Here is a 17,148-nt window from a genome sequence, read left to right as displayed (position 1 = left end):
TACAATATAACGCTTTCATTCTCTTAAAGCAATATATAAAATACATCTTTAACAAAATAGACATAATTAATGTATTTTAAATACATCTTTAAAAATAGGTTGTAGATATTATACTTCAATGTAAAAATGCTATAATTATTTTGAATTATAGAAAGTAGGGTGTTTAGATGCGCTTAACTTTATACACAGACTACTCTTTGCGCACACTTATTTATTTAGGCGCAAAGGAAGATGGTCAATTATCGACTATTCAAGAGATCTCAGATGCTTATAATATATCGAAAAACCATTTAATGAAGGTGACACACCAACTCGGGTTATTAGGTTACATTGAAACAATCCGTGGACGTGGCGGTGGAATTCGCCTTGCTATCGATCCAAAAACCATTACCATCGGTGAAATTGTTCGTCATACAGAAGAGGATTTTCATCTTGTAGAATGTTTCGATAAAGAAAATAACCTATGTAAAATAGCTCCAGAATGTCAATTAAAGGGTGTACTGTATGAAGCTTTGCAAGCCTATTTGAAAGTATTAGATCAATACACCTTGGACGATTTCCTTCATTCTAAGGAAAAATTAATGGCTCTACTGCTCGGTAAATAAAAATACCCGCTCAACATTTGTTGAACGGGTATTTTTTTTAGAAGTTTGCTTATAATTGCTTTGAAAAGAAAATCATATCCAATGCACGAATACCATTTTCATAAATTGGTTCTGGGTAATGACTGAAGAAGTCCTTTTCAATAGCCTCCATGCGAAAGCCTGCTTTTTGATAAAAAGCGATATTATCAATACTTGAGTTCGCCGTTCCAACTAATACCGTTTGATAACCATCCTTTTGACATTCTTCAGTGAGCTGTCGCAATATCTCTTTGCCTATTCCCTTCCCTTGATACYYKKKTACAATAGCAATATTCTTCAATTCAATTGTAGTATTAGTTTGAGGAATGACTAATGCCACTCCCACCAACAGTTCCCCACAATTAATTTTATATAATGTACCCTTATCTAAATATTTCCGAACTGCCACTTCACTCTCATCAGCTAATAAAAGCTGAGGTAAAAAGGCTTCTCGGTTTCCTTCTACCTTTTCTAGGGATGTTCGATAACGGACATAATCTTCTCGTTCAAAAACATTTAACACACATGGTTGCTTTTCCTTCACTTCTAACCACGAATGCTCCTCAGGATAATCTTTTTCCACCCCTAATCGAACAAAAGGTAGCTTTTCTTGTGCTTTTTGTGAACGGATATTAACCTTTCGGGCTCCTGCAAAAACACGTGATAATCCCAGCTCAAAAAACGCAATATCTAAAATAGCCGTTTTTGCTTCAAGATTATAGCCCTTCCCCCAAAATTGATAGCCAAGCCAAGAGCCGATATGACAGCTCTTTTTATGACGATCGATAAACATTAATGATGTCACACCAATGACTTGCCCCTCCTCATCTAAAATCACACGAGGGACGGTCTTACCTTCTTCTTCATCTATACGTTCACGCTTAATAAAATGAATTGTGTCTTCTACCTTGCCAGCAGGTAAGCCTAGGGCATCTCGAACCTGTGGCATAGAAGACAACGCATGCATAGCCTCAGCATACTTCACATCATGCCTTACTAACGTTACTGCCATCTTCTATTCCCCTTTATTTCTTAGGATTGAAAACTTATTCTTTATATATACTCCATATACTATAGATTATTCAAAAGCCTTGTTTTGCTAGTATAACTGAATATCCATCTACTTTATATAAATATAGAAAAATAAAAATTGAGAAAGTGAGCTTTTACTACACTTTCTCAATTATTTTTATGGTTGAACTGGTATAGTGATCTCTAGTTCAGGTATATATTGAATTTTCGGATAACCGTTTTTATCCAATTGAAACATACCTTTTTCGTTTTCCTTGAAAAGATGGATATAGGGTTTTAAGGTTATTGTTTTTGGAACAGATTCAAAAGGAGTGTACCGAAGATCATCAAGATGAATGTTTCCATTGGTAGCGTTCCAACCGTTTCCTCCAATTAATTCAATTTCACGACCATGCTCATCAATAATAACTATCCCCATTGTTAGTAGTGTTAAATTATCAGTGAACGTTGAATTATCAGTTAAAACCATCCGTGTTGTGATACTTGTTGTAACTGGTGTTAGCTTGACCTTTTCAAGAGTCAAATGAATATTGTCATATTGTCGACTTATATTTGGTGCTAAAGCTACATAGTCTTTCACTTTATTTTTCACAGGAATATCAATTTCAATGGGGTTTTCTATACCTTTGACAAAAGCTTGAATGGTTAAATCAAATTGCTCTGGGAAAGGCTTCCCTCCCTGATTTCTCAGATCTGAAAATTCAATAATGACAGAAGCATTATCTTTACCAGGGTACATAAAACCACTAATAGAATTGGACTCACTCGGAGCAAAAGAATTAATAGGCTCATCATTTATAAACAAATTATAATTACTGATACAATCCATTAAAGCTTCTTTCTGATCTTCTTTATAGGGGCGTTCAATAGCAATTGAAACACGTGTACCGTCATACGCTACTTCCGATACACTTAATGTAAACCCCTCCTGTGTCACACTTACCTGTGGTTTTGTAGAAAGTCCTTTTTCATCAGCCATCTGCAACCCCAAATCACCAGCGAGACGGAAAATTGAGGATAGTACAGGCACTTGTTTAAGCGTTGCAGCCATTGTTGGTGAAATAAATGATGTAATAAATAGTAAGCTAACTAGCATGGCTGTTGCAAAAGCAACTTTATAGTGCCATTTCTTCTGGTGCTTTACTACTTGTGGCTGCTCGTTACGTTCATATTTACTAATTACACGATCAACCAAATCAATTTCTACAGGTGTTTCTCGAATTAGCAGCTCTATTCGTGCCATTTCTTTATCCTTCTGCTTTGAATGAATGCTCATAAAATCCACCTCCTAACTTATTTTCCTTTATTAATTTTTTGCGTAATCGTTCATATTTTTTTCTTATTGTAGCTGGTTTCATATCCATAATTTCAGAAATTTCTTCAAAGCTATATTCTTCAATAGAACGAAGCAGTAAAATCCTTTTTTCATCTACATGTAAGTTTTCCAATAGCCTATGCACCATCTCATCATATTCAGGTATCGGTGCTTGCGTCTGTTTCACCTGTTCTCGCTTCACACTTAGCCAAAATTTATAGCCCCTATTTTTTGCTTTTATGACATCAATACAATGGTGGTGAGCGATTTTATAAAGCCACGCCGATAAGGAAACCGTATAAGAAAATTTATGAATATTCTCTAGTCCTTTAATAAAAATATCTTGCGAAGCATCCTCCGCCTCCTCTTTGGTTCCTAGCATATAGTAACAATAAATATAAATTTGCTTTTGAAAACAACGAATGATTTCTGCATAGTCATGCGTATCCCCTGATTGAACTTGCTCCACGATTGATTGAATATCTATATCAGCTCGCTCTTTTGATGGTTCTCGTGTAGTCAATGTTGTCCCCCCTCTCCAATCTATATAACTGAAATTATTAGAAGTTTGTGACACTAGATAAAAAATCTTAAAAATATTATTGAATGTCATCGAGTTACTTGGAGAAATCTTTTATATCTTCCCTTCTTCGCCTATATAACTGAAATCAACAGCCATTTGTGACACACTATAAAAATTTTTTCACAAAAATAAAACGCTTAAGGGTAACCTAAGCGTTTGAGTCTCACTATTTTATTTTGGAGCTTGTTATAAACCCTTTAATAATTGGGATAAATACTCCTATCAATACAATGGGTAGGAACCACCATCCTAATGAATTTACCTCACCAAGACCAATACGAACCATCTGAATCGATATAAAAGCAAATAAAATGAGACAGATATTTTTTACTTGATTTAGTATTTTTCTGCTATTCAAATAAAATGCTTTTACATTACTTTCATCCAAACGTGACGGATAATTATGCATATGAGGTGCTTTTTCTAGCAGCCACATAACAATCCATAAAAATAAACCGATGAACGGAAGAATGAATAATTCTATTTTTGATCCCCATCGATCCACCTCACCTAATCCATTAAAATGACCAGGTATTTCATCAGGCAACTTGCCCCATGCCAATATAATATAAAAGATGGATAAAATAAATATACTACCACCAATATAGTCCCATATCTTTTCTGATCTTGTTTTAGGTAACTTTAAAATTGGCCTATACATTTTCTCCACCCCTGTTCTTTTCCTTTACTACATCTACGTTATGACTACTATTAAAGTTTCAAAATTTATGAAAATTGACTTAATATTCAACATGCACCATTAATTATCCCTATTAGTAGTAGCATTATAGCGATAAAATCTACTTTTTTTATTACTTCATATATAATTTATACCCATTTTCAAACTACTAATTACTGTAGAAATACTCATAATACGTTGTAAAGGTCATATGAGGTGATTTAAGAGACATATATACATATTTCATTATTTTGTAACATTTCTACTAATTACTGAGAAAGGATATTTCAACTATGCGATTTACTATCTACAAGAAATTATTACTCGGTTTTTTTATAGTTATTTTGGTACTCGTTACAACAATCGGCTTAAATATAAAACAGCTTGATTCTGTAAATAAGACCTATCGTACATTATTGGAGGAACAAACTACTAAATCTATAAGTATTCAGGAATTACGGGTGATTGCAAAACAGGAAATTGTCAGCATGCGAGGCTACTTACTACTTGGAGACAAACAAAACTTTCAAAGTAATCAAGCCTCACGCGAGGAATTCAAACAAAAATCTGAAGAATTAATGGCTACTTTAGATTCAGAAAAATCAATTAAGATGCTTGAAGCTATTAATAAAAGTGAGCAAAATGTGCAAGAATTTGCAGATCGTATGTTTGAGTTAAAAGCTGCTGGAGAAACAGAGAAGTACGAAAAATTGGATAGTACTCAAGGACGCTTAATTATTAAACAATTCGATGAACGTGTTGAAAACCTTTCTAATTATCAAAATGAATATGTAGAAGGTAAAATGGCTGCTACATCCAATCAAATTCAAGACATCAAGCTCCAAATGATGCTTCTTGGAGTCTTTGCTGTTGTCATAAGTCTGATAATTGCTATGGTTGTTGGTAGTCTAATGTCTCGTCCAATTAACGGTATGGCTAAAGCTGCGAAAAAAATAGCTGAGGGTGACTTAACAGCTGAACAAATTCGTATAAAGAATCGTGATGAAGTAGGTGATCTAGCGCTTGCGTTTAATCAAATGGCTACAAATTTAAAGGATTTAATTACGAAAGTGCGCCAAAACACTGTACAAGTAAGTGGCTCTGCTGCTGAGTTAACAGCTAGTGCAGAGCAAACTATACAGGCTACAGAACAAATCACTTCTTCTATTCAAGAGGTTGCTAGTGGCTCAGAGGCTCAAGGGAAAAACGCAACTGAAAGCTCAGAAGCAATGAAAAACATGACAAAAGGTATACAACAATTAGCTTCTACTACTGCGGCTGTTTCTGAACTGGCAATCGAAACAAATTCAGAGGCTAAGAAAGGGAATGATTCTTTACATCGTGTTATCTCTCAGATGACAACAATCAACACGGCTGTTTTAGAGTCAGCAAGTGTTGTTAAAAATCTAGACGGGCATTCCATTGAAATTGGCAATATCATTGGCATTATTACTGATATTGCATAACAAACAAACTTATTAGCACTTAATGCTGCAATTGAAGCGGCTCGTGCAGGCGATCATGGACGCGGCTTTGCAGTCGTAGCAGATGAAGTGAAAAAGCTAGCAGAGCAATCAAAAAAATCCGCTGAGCAAATCGCTACCTTGATTTCTGAAATACAGCAGGATACAAACCGTGCTGTAACGGTGATGGATACGGGAACTCAAGAGGTTCAAATTGGTATGCAAGTAGTGAAGGTAGCAGAAGAAGGTTTCTCTAAGATTGTTGAGCTGATTGAGCAAGTATCCATGCAAATCCAAGAAGCAACGACAGTGTCAGAGGAGATGTCCTCTAGTGCAGAGCAAATCTATGCTTCCTTTGATGAAATTGCAACTATTGCACAGATGTCCTCATCTAATTTACAAAATGTTGCTTCTGCTTCCGAGGAACAATTAGCTACTATCGAAGAAGTAGCTGCTTCAGCAGCAACACTTTCAAATATGGCAGAAGAACTTCACACGCAAGTCTCTCGTTTTAAGGTAGAATAAAAAACTGCTCGTTTTCTTTAGGTTTAAAGAAAACGAGCAGTTTCTTCATACGAAGAAAAATATCATGATCATTCTACCTATCGTATGCTAACCCTACTCACCATTTTCTCCCAGTAAATACATTCTTCACTACTTTATTTTACACTTCACCAAATATCAAATTTTTAATAAAATAGACATTACTTAAGACAGAATTAAATAAATTTTTAGAATATTATTGACAGGCAGTTAATATCCAAGTAATATTGCTTTCAACAACACATTGCAGGCCAAGATTGGAAATAGTAAAAGTGTTTGTGTACTTGTAGAGAGCCGATGGTTGGTGTAAATCGGTAGGCACACATTTTGAACTCGTCCATGAGCTACTCCCTGAACTTTTTAGTAAGGGATGTCGGTTTCCCCCGTTAACAGGATAGACAGTGATAGCTRTCGATAAGGGGACTTTTTCTATAAAGAGAAGGTCAATTAGAGTGGTACCGCGAGCATAAACTCGTCTCTATTTTTAAATAGAGACGGGTTTTTTATTTTTTTAATGACTTATTGGCCTAAGTGTAGATTTTAGATACTAATCACTAAAAAGGAGTGTTTGAAAATGGGAAGAAAAATTTGGGTGTTTGATACAACTTTACGTGATGGCGAACAGGTGCCTGGAGCAAAGCTAAATCTTTATGAAAAAGTAGAGATCGCTCAGCAGCTGAAAAAATTAGGTGTCGATATTATTGAGGCTGGATTCCCCGCTTCCTCTCAAGGTGATTTTGATGCCGTCAAAGCTGTAGCTGAAAAGGTTGGCAATACAAACGACATTATGATTACAGCATTAGCACGTGCTGTAAAGGCTGACATTGATGCTGTCTATAATGCTGTGAAGTATGCTCAAAACCCGATGATTCACATGGTACTAGGAACCTCTGATATTCATGTGGAGAAAAAATTCAGCAAGTCAAAAGATCAAATTTTACAAATAGGCGTGGATGCTGTGAAATACGCTAAAACATTATTGCCGCAAGTTCAATATTCCACAGAGGATGCCTCTCGTTCTGACTTTGAATATCTTTGGAAAACAATTGAAGCTGTTATGAGAGCTGGCGCAACGATGATTAACGTTCCTGATACGGTTGGCTTTGCAGAGCCAGAGGAATTTGGAGAAATGATTTTTAAATTAAATGACCGTATGAAAAACTTAGATGATAGCGTTCTTTTAAGCGTTCATTGTCACAATGATCTTGGCATGGCAACGGCTAATACGCTAGCTGCAATTAAAAATGGTGCAGATAAGGTAGAGTGTACAATCAATGGTATCGGTGAACGCGCAGGTAATGCTGCATTAGAAGAAGTTGTCATGGCACTTAAAACTCGTAGCTCCGTCTACAATGCAGAAACCCGTATTAATACAAAAGAAATTATGAATACTTCACGTCTTGTTTCTAGCTTTATGGGCTTAGATGTACAGGTCAATAAAGCCATTACAGGAGATAATGCATTTGCCCATTCTTCTGGTATTCACCAAGATGGTTTGTTAAAATCGCGTGATGCTTATGAAATCGTCCATCCTGAGGATGTAGGTCTTGATGATATGGAGCTAGTACTAACAGCTCGCTCTGGTCGCCATGCAGTGAAAAATGCTCTTGAAAAATTAGGATTTACTAATCTTTCAACAGAGGAATTTGAAGGTATTTTCGAAGGATTCTTAAAGCTAGCCGATGCGAAGAAAGAAGTATATGATCACGATTTATATGTTATTGTTGAAAGCTATTATGAAAAACATGATGCCAATAATAAAAATGCTACACATTATAGTGAGCAATTCTTTGATTTTGATGATCTACAAGTCGTCAGCAATACAAGCTTCCCTTCAGCAAGTGTTAAGGTTCGAAAAGGCGGCGAAGTATTTAAAGCTAGTGCAGTAGGCTCTGGTCCAATTGATGCCCTCTATTCAGCCATTGCAGAAATTACAAATATGGATGTAAAACTAGTGGAATATAATATCAATAGTGTTTCACGAGGCAAAGAGGCTTTAGGTAAAGTAAAAATTACGATTGAGCATGAAGGCGAAAAGTATATTGCAAAAGCAGCAGATACAGATATTCTTAAGGCAAGTGCATTAGCCTATATTAATGCGATCAATAGCATTGTAGTGACAAAATTAACACCTGTTATGAATTAAATGAAAATAGCAAAGCAGTATGGCACTTGTGCCATACTGCTTTTTCAATCCTAGTGACTATCCCTAACTAGTTTTTGATATTCCTCATCGATTCGTTCGATATCAAGACGTTCAAATAATGGTGTCACCTCTCGAATGACTTTAGGGAGATCTACTTGCTCATGCCACATCATTTCATTTATACCTAACATATTTCTTACTTTCTTTGCTGAAAACGGTAAGAAAGGATGCAGCAGCTGTCCTAAATTCGCAATGATATAGACGCAAGTTGCTAATGTACGATTACCTGCCTCTACGTTTTCTTTTACCTGTAGCCATGGCTGTTGTTCATCAAAATAACGATTAGCACCGCGAATATACTCAAAAATCGATTCTAACGCCTGTTTGAAATGACCACCTTCGATAAGAACACCCGCTTCATTAAACAATTGTACGGTTTGTTTTCGAATGTCGCTATCCACCTCCGCTTGTGGCACCTGACAAGCAAATGATTTCTCAATAAACTTCAATGTACGGTTTACAAAATTGCCATAGGCTCCGAGTAGTTCGCCATTATGGCTATAAATAAATTCCCGCCATGAAAAATCAGTATCCCGATTTTCTGGCGCATTCATCGTTAAGAAGTAACGAATAGAGTCCGCATCATAACGGCTTAAAATATAAGGAACCCATACAGCCCAATTCTGACTAGTAGATAATTTGCGTTTTTCTAATGTTAAATACTCATTAGATACTATATGGGTAGGTAATGCCTTGGATCCAATTCCCATTAAAATGGCTGGCCAAATAACTGTATGGAATGGAATATTATCCTTCCCATGTACATAGTATGAAATGGTCTCTTCATTCCATAAATCTTCAATAGCTATTTGATGTTCTTTTGCCCATTCTAAGCTTGCTGTTAAGTACCCTGCTACAGCTTCAATCCATACATATATTTTTTTCCCTTCAAAACCTGGCACTGGAACATCTATGCCATTCGGTAAATCTCTTGTTACTGCTCGGTCGGGAACTCCCTCTGCCAAGTATCGCTCCGTTAACCCTAAAGCATTGTCACGCCAACGTTTCTCGACTTTTGCTTGTGCTAAATAAGACTCCAACCTTCCTTGAAATTGACTAAAGGTAAAATAAAAGTGCTCAGTTTCCCGAATAACAGGTTCGTTCCCACAAATTTTGCAGCGCTTATCAATTAAGTCCAATGGGTCTAAAATTTCTGAGCAGTTATCACATTGATCTCCCCTTGCTTTCGCTCCACAATTTGGACAAAGACCTTCGACAAATCGATCTGGTAGAAATTGATTATCCGTCTCACAGTAAGCCTGTTCAATTTTCTTTTTGTATAAGAAATTATTAGCCAGTAGCTGTAAGAAAAGGGCCTTAACGGATTCATGGTGGTGCTCCGCATCCGTTCTTGTGTACAAATCATAGGTAAATCCTAAATCATGAAAGCATCTTGTAAACTCATCATGATAGTGATTAGCTATAGCCTCTGTCGTTGTATTCTCTTGTGCGGCCCGTATAGAAATGGGTGTACCATTACAATCACTGCCTGATACATATAAAACCTGCTCGCCTTTTTGTCGGTAATATCTAGCCAAAATATCACCTGGTAATAATGCGGCAACATGCCCTAAATGCAAAGAGCCATTTGCATACGGCCAAGCGCCTCCAATAACAATCGTCATTCTAAATTGCTCCCCTCACAGAAAAAATGGTAAAAAAAAATCGCCCTAATCAAATCTGATTAGGACGAGTATACCCGTGTTACCACCTATATTTACAAATAGCTCACACTATTTGCCTCTATCAGTACGTCTTCATTCAAAAAAGAGATACTGCCGCTGTTGTAACGAGTGCCCATCTCGTCGTAATCTACTGGCTAAAAAGCTTTCGGTACGAAGCTCAAAGGTCATTTTCAAAAGGGTTCACTTACCTCATTTCCACCAACAGAGGCTCTCTACAAAATGCTAATCCAATTTACTTTTCCTTCTCAATGMTTTTTCTATAGGWTTGGCATTATTTTACGCCTTCTTGTGAGGAAATGCAATGTTTGTTCTAAAATCATCCTTATTTTGATACACTTTCTTAAGTTAATCTAATGTAACCTTTACCAATGCAGTTAAATMATCAATTACTATATCTGCTTTTTCTAACTCCTTGTCTTGTGCAAAGTCAATGCGAACACCTATTGATAGTAATTGATTGTCCTGTGCAGCTTGGATATCCGAAGAACGATCTCCTACCACTGCTCCATAATCAATTTTATTTTCATCTACAACTCTTTTGACCAGATCCGATTTATGCCCACTTGCAATTGCTTGAATGCTATAGATTCCCTTTATAAAACGCTCCAACTGATAGGTTTCGACGATTGCTTGTAAATAGTCAACCTGTCCATTACTCGCTATGTATAACGGATAATTCTCTGACAATGTTGCAAGGGTTTGTTCAGCGTTTGGATACAAAGCACCTTTATGTCCACGTATTTGCTCAATCAGCTTTACATGGAATAATACATTGCTCTCTTCTCGTATCTCTAAAGCATGCATAGGACATAATGTTTCCCACACAACAGGTAAAGGAACCCCCATTATTTCTCTATATTTTTCTATAGGTGTTTCCCCCTGCCACAAGCCGTTTGTCCGCAGCACATCAAATGTTGCATCGAGAGCAGGCTCTAAAATAAGATTGGTTTGAAATAATGTTCCATCCATATCAAAAATAAACGCTTTATTCATAAAATCTCTCCTTAATTAGTTATCAAAAAACGCCATATGCTGCTTTTCTTGCTTATAATAATCCAAACGATCCTGCAAAGTTCCTGTATGAAATTCAAATTTATGACCATCAGGATCTGTAAAGTAAATTGATTTTTTATCCTTTTCATCTCTTTGCCGACCTGCTAAAATATTGACCTTTAGCTGCACCAATCTGTCATACACCTTATCAAAGTCATCCTCAGCGATTGTGAAGGCAATGTGTGTATAGGAATGATGGATGTCATTACGGGGTATATCCTTTTCTACATTCAGAGCTAGCCACAGTCCATTTACATCAAAATAGGCTGTGCTGTTCCCCTTTACTAGCAACTTGGCATCGAATACTTTTTCATAAAAAGTGATGGATTCCTCTAAATTAGAAACTGAAAACAATAAATGATTGATGTTTTGAATTGTCATGGTTGTGCTCCTATTGATTATTTCTTCCCCTTTTTCATTCCCTTGGCTATTTGCTTCCACTTGCGCTGCTCCTCAAGTTTTGCTTGCGTATTTGTTTTGCGCTCCATATAAGCCAATTCTCTTTGCAGCTTAAAATAGCTTTGTAGGCGATATTGGTCCAAGTCCCCATCTACTATAGCTTGCTGGACAGCACAATAAGGCTCTTTTTGATGTGTACAATCACGATAACGACAAGCTGTTGCTAGTTCCTCAATATCTTGAAAGCTAGAAGCTAAACTATCCCCTTGATCCCACAATTGAAGCTCACGCATCCCTGGCGTATCAATTAGACAGCCACCAGCAGGCAATACTACTAGCTCTCGATGGGTTGTTGTATGTCGTCCCTTGGCATCATCCTCACGTATACCCGCTACTTTCATCAGTATCTCACCACATAAAGCATTTGTTAATGTGGATTTCCCTGCTCCAGAAGACCCCAATAGTGCCCCCGTGACCCCCTCTGTGAATAGCGTCTGAATTTCCATTAGACCTTCGCCCGATAGAGCACTCGTTACAAAGATATCCACACCAAAGGCTACAGACTCCACTTCTTGTACTAAGCTCGAAACATCTTCGCATAAATCAGCTTTTGTCAGGACAATAATGGGCTTTGCCCCTGAATCCCAAGCAGCCACTAAATATCTCTCCAAACGTCGAATATTAAAATCTGCGTTCAAGCTCATAACAAGTAACACAATATCGACATTTGATGCGACAATCTGTTCTTGAATTTCCGTTCCTGCAACTTTACGTGAAAATACAGATTTTCGTTGGAATAGCTGATGAATAATTGCTCGTGCCTCTCCGGGCATTTTCTCCACTAGCACCCAATCACCAACTGCTGGATAGTCCTCCCTCGCTAAAGATGTATACGCATAATGACCAGCAATTGTCGCAAGCCATTCTCCCTCTTCAGCTAACACCCGATAAGAATGCTTATGCTCTAAAGTAACCCTTGCAGGCACACAATTTTTTAATTTAGCCTGTTTTTTCATTTCTATCATTTGCTCTTCAAAATATGTTGTAAAACCTAATGTTGTTAAATTCAATTTATTTTCCTCCTAAACGTATGATGCCTCAGCGAAAATAGTTGTCATCCGCAAGAGGCCCTATCGCAATTCACCTTTTGGAACTACAATAAAAAACCTTGTAGCTGCAATTCGGCAGTTACAAGGTTTCACAGGCACGTTTAAAAGATACACAAATACCCCGAGTTATGGCACGGCGTCACTTTGTATATTTTAGGCGTGTGAAATTGAACAAACCGGATTGCAGTTCGCTAATTACAGATCTATTCATCATGTCACATCACCTACTTTCCATTTAGTTGTTATCAATATAGCTAAATTTTCAGAAATTGTCAATTACAATATTATAAGCATTTATTCCAATCATCCACGCATACAATGAACAAAACCATTAAATGCGAGGAGATGTTGGATTGCCTAAAATCATTTCAATTAGCACATATCAACCACCTTACACATTACAGCAAGATAACGCAGAGGAACTAACGAAAGAGCTTTTTTATGCAAAAATTCCAAAACTAGAGCGCTACTTAAAGGTTTTTGAAAATGGTGGCATCAACACACGCCATTTTTGTGTGCCAGCTGAATGGCATCGTACGAATCACTCCTTTGAAGAACGTAATAATTTATATATTGAGTTAGCTACACAATACAGTGTAAGTGTCATTCAAGCATGTTTAGCTAATACAGCTTTTTTATCCTCACCTATTCCTACTGAGGACATCGATGCCATCATTTTTGTTAGCAGTACAGGAATTTCAACACCTAGCATTGACGCACGTGTTATGAACAAGCTTCCCTTTTCAGATCGACTTAAACGCATTCCTCTATGGGGTCTTGGTTGTGCAGGAGGAGCCGCTGGTATAAGCAGAGCCTATGATTTTTGTAAAGCCCATCCACATGCAAAGGTACTTGTCGTTTGTGTCGAGTTATGTAGCCTCACTTTTCAGCCAAATGATTTTTCTAAAAGTAATTTAATTGGTGCTTCTCTTTTTGCCGATGGTGCAGCATGCATACTTGTTTGTGGGGATGAAGTAGCTATCGCAACAAAAAGGCCAACCCCTAATATTCTAGCTACAGGTTCTAAATGGATGCCAGATTCGGAAAATGTAATGGGTTGGGATGTGAAAAACAACGGGCTTCATGTCGTTTTCCAAAAAAGTATTCCTTCTATTATTACCAATTGGCTCGGACCTTTCATTGAGCAATTTTTAATGGAACAAGGACTGTACAGCGAACAATTGACTCATTTTATTGCGCATCCTGGAGGAAAAAAGGTATTAAAAGCTTACGAAGATACACTTTATCTATCTCCCCAAAAAACCGACATTTCTCGGGAAATATTGAGACGACATGGTAATATGTCATCACCAACAGTGTTATACGTATTAGAGCAGTTTATGTTAAATGAAGGACAAGTGGAGGATACAGGCTTGCTCGTAGCTCTTGGCCCTGGTTTTTGTGCAGAAGCTGTATTATTAAACTGGAGGGAGTAACATGATCTTCTATTTTATTTTTATCCTTGTCGTTCTACAAAGATTGACAGAGGTTGTTATTGCCAAGCGCAATGAGAAGTGGATGCTTTCTCAAGGAGCCTATGAAGTAGGTGCTTCACACTACCCATATATGGTAGCCATGCATATTAGTTTTTTTCTGTTTTTAATAGTGGAAATCGTCACAAACAACATAGGTATCTCGCCCTTATTTCCGTTATTTTTTATATCATTTTTAGCTGTGCAGGCTTTAAGAATCTGGTGTATTCGCTCTTTAGGCACTTTTTGGAATACAAAAATCCTCATTTTACCTGACGCACATGTTGTTCGTAAAGGGCCATATGAATATATGCGCCATCCCAATTATGCGGTAGTTTGTTTAGAAATCCTTTTGCTACCACTCATGTTTCAGGCATACTTTACAGCATTTTGTTTTACATTACTCAATATTACAATGCTTTCTGTACGAATACCTATAGAAGAAAAAGCATTACGAGATGCTACTAATTATAATCGTGTATTTCAAAAGAAGATTTCGGAGTCTTAGCCGAAATCTTCTTTTCTTCTTTATTGCCATTCCCAGTTAAAGGGATCTTGTAGACGTTCCCAAGGGTTCTGAAACTCTTCATTTGTTAACAAACAGTTGTCCAACTGTTTAGTGATGTCTTCTCGATCTAGATCAATGCCAATAATCACAAGTTGTGTCATTCGATCTCCGAACTCTTCATCCCAATCTTCCAATACTTCAGGGCTTTGCTGGAATACATCCTGCTGCTGGGCTTGAGAAAGTGCCGCTACCCAATAAGAGACTGGTTCAGTTTTTGCAGATGACCCCGCTTGCGATAATAATAGCGCAACTTCCTGATGTCTTGCACTCCAAATAATACCCTTCGCTCGTACTATTGAATCTGGCATGTGATCACACCACTCAACAAAGCGCATCGGATGAAACGGTCTTTTGCGTTTATAGGTAAAAGAAGAGATCCCGTACTCCTCAGTCTCTGGTGTATGGTTTTCATGACCAAGCTCCAACTCCTTTAACCAACCAGCCGATTCAGAGACACGTTCAAAGTCAAAGCGCCCCGTATTTAAAATTTCAACTGGATCAATAACACCATTTGTTGTACGTATAAGTTTTGCCTCAGGCTGTAATGCACGTAAAATACGTTCTAATCGCTCAAGCTCCTCTGCGGATACTAAATCGCACTTATTTAAAATAAGGACATCACAAAATTCAATTTGATCAATAAGAAGGTCTGCAACATCACGCTCATCTAATTCACCAACAGCTTCCTTCCGCTCCAATAAGCTTTCCCCAGACTGAAAATCATGCCAAAAACGATGGGCATCTACGACAGTAACCATTGTATCTAATCGACAAAACTTCGTTAAATCAATGCCAAGCTCCTCGTCTAAATAACTAAATGTTTGTGCAACTGGAATCGGCTCACTAATCCCTGTCGATTCAATCAAAATGTAATCAATATTGCCTAGCTTCGAAAGACGTTCCACCTCCTGCAATAGATCCTCTCGTAATGTACAGCAAATACAACCATTCGATAGCTCCACAAATTTCTCTTCTGTACGTGATATACCGCTACCATTTGCGATAAGCTCCGCATCAATATTAATTTCACTCATATCATTCACAATAACAGCGACACGTAAATCCTTTTTGTTTTGCAATACATGATTCATCATTGTTGTCTTACCAGAACCTAAATATCCACTCAATACTGTAAMMKRWATTTTCTTTGTCATTTTTACAACTCCTCAAATCGTAATCATTACTATTTACAATTTGTAATTAAATCATATTACTTTGGAAAATGCAAAGCTTTTTATTACTAGWGAAATTAAACTTGACAATCTCCAGTGAGAAATATATTGTATMAATCGTAATAATTACTATTTAAAAGGAGGTCCTTCAATGCGTGTACAAGTAACGCTAGCCTGTACTGAAACAGGTGATAAAAACTATATTACTACTAAAAATAAACGCAATAATCCCGAAAGATTGGAGCTTAAAAAGTACTCCCCTCGCCTGAAGCGTGTAACCCTGCATAGAGAAACAAAATAATATTGGAATGGGGGTCATGATGAGATCCTCATGAGCGGTTCTGACCTGTTTTAGAGCGGTGTCTTCTACTTTGTGAGCGAGGTTAACCTGCTTTGGAGCGCCTTCCTCTTCTTTGTGAGCGGTTGAACCTTCTTAAAAGCTTTTTATGCAAATCAAAAAATGACTGTTTCAAAGGCATACTTTTGAAACAGTCATGATGAAATTTTATAGCTAAAGCTGCTCACTATTGATTTCTAACGCTAGTTCATTCAATTTCTCATCTAATTCATCGAGCATGCGTAATCTAAAATCTATTTGTTCATCAATATTAACTCCTTGTTTCATTAATGGGCTACCATCCTTAGATTGTTTCTTTAATGCAACTATTTCATTGGATAATCTCTCAATATCTAGATTTTTCGTCTCTAACTCACTTAGTAAATGTCGATGAAGGCTGTCCGATTCTACTTTCTCTCTATGGTATTTTTCTAGTGTCTCTAAAATATTCTCCATTTGTTTACTTGCTATGGTTGTATAGTCACTTAACTTTTTATCTATGCTTTCCACAATAGACCTTTCATTTGAATCGATCGAAGCCTCCTTTGATGCTTGAAATTTGTCCATCAATGACTTTTTTTCAGCCCGCAATTCTGCCAATTCCTTTAATAATGCCTCAATGGATGCAATTTGCTTTTTTCTTTGTGCTTCTCTCTTCTGAATTTCTTCATCGTAAGCTTGCAATTCTTTATCAAAGTCTCTTTTCAACTTTAGGAGTTCCATCGAAAGTTCTTTTTTATGCCTTGTTAATTGAACATTTTCTCGTTCAAGTCGAAGAACCAAAGCATAATAATCACTATCTCTAAGTCTTTTTACTTCATTTTTGTACTTGGCTAACTCGGCCCTTAAAAAAATAATCATTTGTTGGAGCTGTATTGGATCATTGTTTTTCACAATATCATTGTCCAT

The 17,148-nt window shown here is 37.0% G+C and carries 17 protein-coding genes and 2 other annotated features; of the genes, 7 read left to right on the top strand and 10 right to left on the bottom strand.

Going from position 1 to position 17,148, the window contains the following annotated elements:
- The first annotated feature begins 167 nt into the window (after positions 1 to 167).
- On the top strand, positions 168 to 605 hold the full coding sequence (locus tag ACHZEU_RS15535; RefSeq protein ID WP_048394127.1) for an Rrf2 family transcriptional regulator: 438 nt from the start codon (positions 168 to 170) through the stop codon (positions 603 to 605).
- Between the two features lie 49 nt (positions 606 to 654).
- Here ACHZEU_RS15535 and ACHZEU_RS15530 read toward each other — a convergent pair whose 3' ends face one another.
- The 4 genes from ACHZEU_RS15530 to ACHZEU_RS15515 all read right to left on the bottom strand — a co-directional run bounded on the left by ACHZEU_RS15530 (position 655) and on the right by ACHZEU_RS15515 (position 4,214).
- Entirely contained in the window at positions 655 to 1,635 is a 981-nt protein-coding gene (locus ACHZEU_RS15530; RefSeq protein ID WP_404803544.1) for a GNAT family N-acetyltransferase, read from the bottom strand.
- 177 nt (positions 1,636 to 1,812) lie between these two features.
- Positions 1,813 to 2,931, bottom strand: coding sequence for a DUF4179 domain-containing protein (locus ACHZEU_RS15525; RefSeq protein ID WP_115673140.1), 1,119 nt, complete (start codon positions 2,929 to 2,931; stop codon positions 1,813 to 1,815).
- Complete coding sequence (locus tag ACHZEU_RS15520) at positions 2,903 to 3,493, bottom strand: RNA polymerase sigma factor (protein WP_048394121.1); 591 nt, start codon at positions 3,491 to 3,493, stop codon at positions 2,903 to 2,905. Before ACHZEU_RS15520 ends, ACHZEU_RS15525 begins: the two co-directional genes overlap by 29 nt.
- A gap of 226 nt (positions 3,494 to 3,719) precedes the next feature.
- Positions 3,720 to 4,214, bottom strand: a complete 495-nt coding sequence (locus ACHZEU_RS15515; RefSeq protein ID WP_259419937.1) for a DUF1648 domain-containing protein — start codon at positions 4,212 to 4,214, stop codon at positions 3,720 to 3,722.
- Between the two features lie 311 nt (positions 4,215 to 4,525).
- Between ACHZEU_RS15515 and ACHZEU_RS15510 the strand changes: the two genes are divergently transcribed.
- The 3 genes from ACHZEU_RS15510 (at position 4,526) to ACHZEU_RS15500 (ending at position 8,384) form a co-directional block, all read left to right on the top strand.
- The gene (locus tag ACHZEU_RS15510) at positions 4,526 to 5,698 is read left to right on the top strand and encodes a methyl-accepting chemotaxis protein (protein WP_404803543.1); all 1,173 of its coding nucleotides are present in this window, start codon (positions 4,526 to 4,528) and stop codon (positions 5,696 to 5,698) included.
- A 30-nt stretch (positions 5,699 to 5,728) separates the two neighbouring features.
- Complete coding sequence (locus ACHZEU_RS15505; RefSeq protein ID WP_404804597.1) at positions 5,729 to 6,220, top strand: methyl-accepting chemotaxis protein; 492 nt, start codon at positions 5,729 to 5,731, stop codon at positions 6,218 to 6,220.
- Between the two features lie 262 nt (positions 6,221 to 6,482).
- Positions 6,483 to 6,721: a binding site (T-box leader), on the top strand.
- Between the two features lie 91 nt (positions 6,722 to 6,812).
- Complete coding sequence (locus ACHZEU_RS15500) at positions 6,813 to 8,384, top strand: 2-isopropylmalate synthase (RefSeq protein WP_036079516.1); 1,572 nt, start codon at positions 6,813 to 6,815, stop codon at positions 8,382 to 8,384.
- 50 nt (positions 8,385 to 8,434) lie between these two features.
- Here the strand turns inward: ACHZEU_RS15500 and metG are convergent, their stop codons facing one another.
- The 4 genes from metG to rsgA form a co-directional block, all read right to left on the bottom strand.
- Positions 8,435 to 10,069, bottom strand: coding sequence for a methionine--tRNA ligase (metG, locus tag ACHZEU_RS15495; RefSeq protein ID WP_048394115.1), 1,635 nt, complete (start codon positions 10,067 to 10,069; stop codon positions 8,435 to 8,437).
- Positions 10,070 to 10,126: 57 nt separating this feature from the next.
- Positions 10,127 to 10,387: a binding site (T-box leader), on the bottom strand.
- An 87-nt stretch (positions 10,388 to 10,474) separates the two neighbouring features.
- Positions 10,475 to 11,122, bottom strand: a complete 648-nt coding sequence (locus ACHZEU_RS15490) for an HAD hydrolase-like protein (RefSeq protein ID WP_404803542.1) — start codon at positions 11,120 to 11,122, stop codon at positions 10,475 to 10,477.
- A gap of 15 nt (positions 11,123 to 11,137) precedes the next feature.
- A complete protein-coding gene (gene fosM, locus ACHZEU_RS15485; RefSeq protein WP_054549647.1) occupies positions 11,138 to 11,563 on the bottom strand; it encodes a FosM family fosfomycin resistance protein in 426 nt (141 codons plus the stop codon).
- Between the two features lie 17 nt (positions 11,564 to 11,580).
- The gene (gene rsgA, locus ACHZEU_RS15480; RefSeq protein WP_103118927.1) at positions 11,581 to 12,651 is read right to left on the bottom strand and encodes a ribosome small subunit-dependent GTPase A; all 1,071 of its coding nucleotides are present in this window, start codon (positions 12,649 to 12,651) and stop codon (positions 11,581 to 11,583) included.
- A gap of 392 nt (positions 12,652 to 13,043) precedes the next feature.
- On the opposite strand from rsgA, the gene ACHZEU_RS15475 reads away from it, so the two are divergent.
- Entirely contained in the window at positions 13,044 to 14,126 is a 1,083-nt protein-coding gene (locus ACHZEU_RS15475; RefSeq protein WP_054549649.1) for a type III polyketide synthase, read from the top strand.
- A gap of 1 nt (position 14,127) precedes the next feature.
- A complete protein-coding gene (locus ACHZEU_RS15470; protein ID WP_404803541.1) occupies positions 14,128 to 14,670 on the top strand; it encodes an isoprenylcysteine carboxyl methyltransferase family protein in 543 nt (180 codons plus the stop codon).
- Positions 14,671 to 14,690: 20 nt separating this feature from the next.
- On the opposite strand, the gene ACHZEU_RS15465 is transcribed toward ACHZEU_RS15470, so the two are convergent.
- On the bottom strand, positions 14,691 to 15,884 hold the full coding sequence (locus tag ACHZEU_RS15465) for a GTP-binding protein (protein ID WP_404803540.1): 1,194 nt from the start codon (positions 15,882 to 15,884) through the stop codon (positions 14,691 to 14,693).
- Positions 15,885 to 16,053: 169 nt separating this feature from the next.
- Here ACHZEU_RS15465 and rpmG point away from each other — a divergent pair, with 169 nt between their 5' ends.
- Positions 16,054 to 16,203 (top strand): 50S ribosomal protein L33, encoded by a 150-nt coding sequence (rpmG, locus tag ACHZEU_RS15460; RefSeq protein ID WP_004231780.1) that lies wholly within the window; start codon positions 16,054 to 16,056, stop codon positions 16,201 to 16,203.
- Positions 16,204 to 16,413: 210 nt separating this feature from the next.
- Here the strand turns inward: rpmG and ACHZEU_RS15455 are convergent, their stop codons facing one another.
- A complete protein-coding gene (locus tag ACHZEU_RS15455; protein ID WP_112116798.1) occupies positions 16,414 to 17,148 on the bottom strand; it encodes a hypothetical protein in 735 nt (244 codons plus the stop codon).

This window comes from Lysinibacillus sp. S1, from assembly GCF_044986265.1.
GTDB lineage: Bacteria > Bacillota > Bacilli > Bacillales_A > Planococcaceae > Lysinibacillus > Lysinibacillus capsici.
Note: the sequence above shows the minus strand (reverse complement) of the source record. Positions and strands in the feature narration are given on the sequence as shown.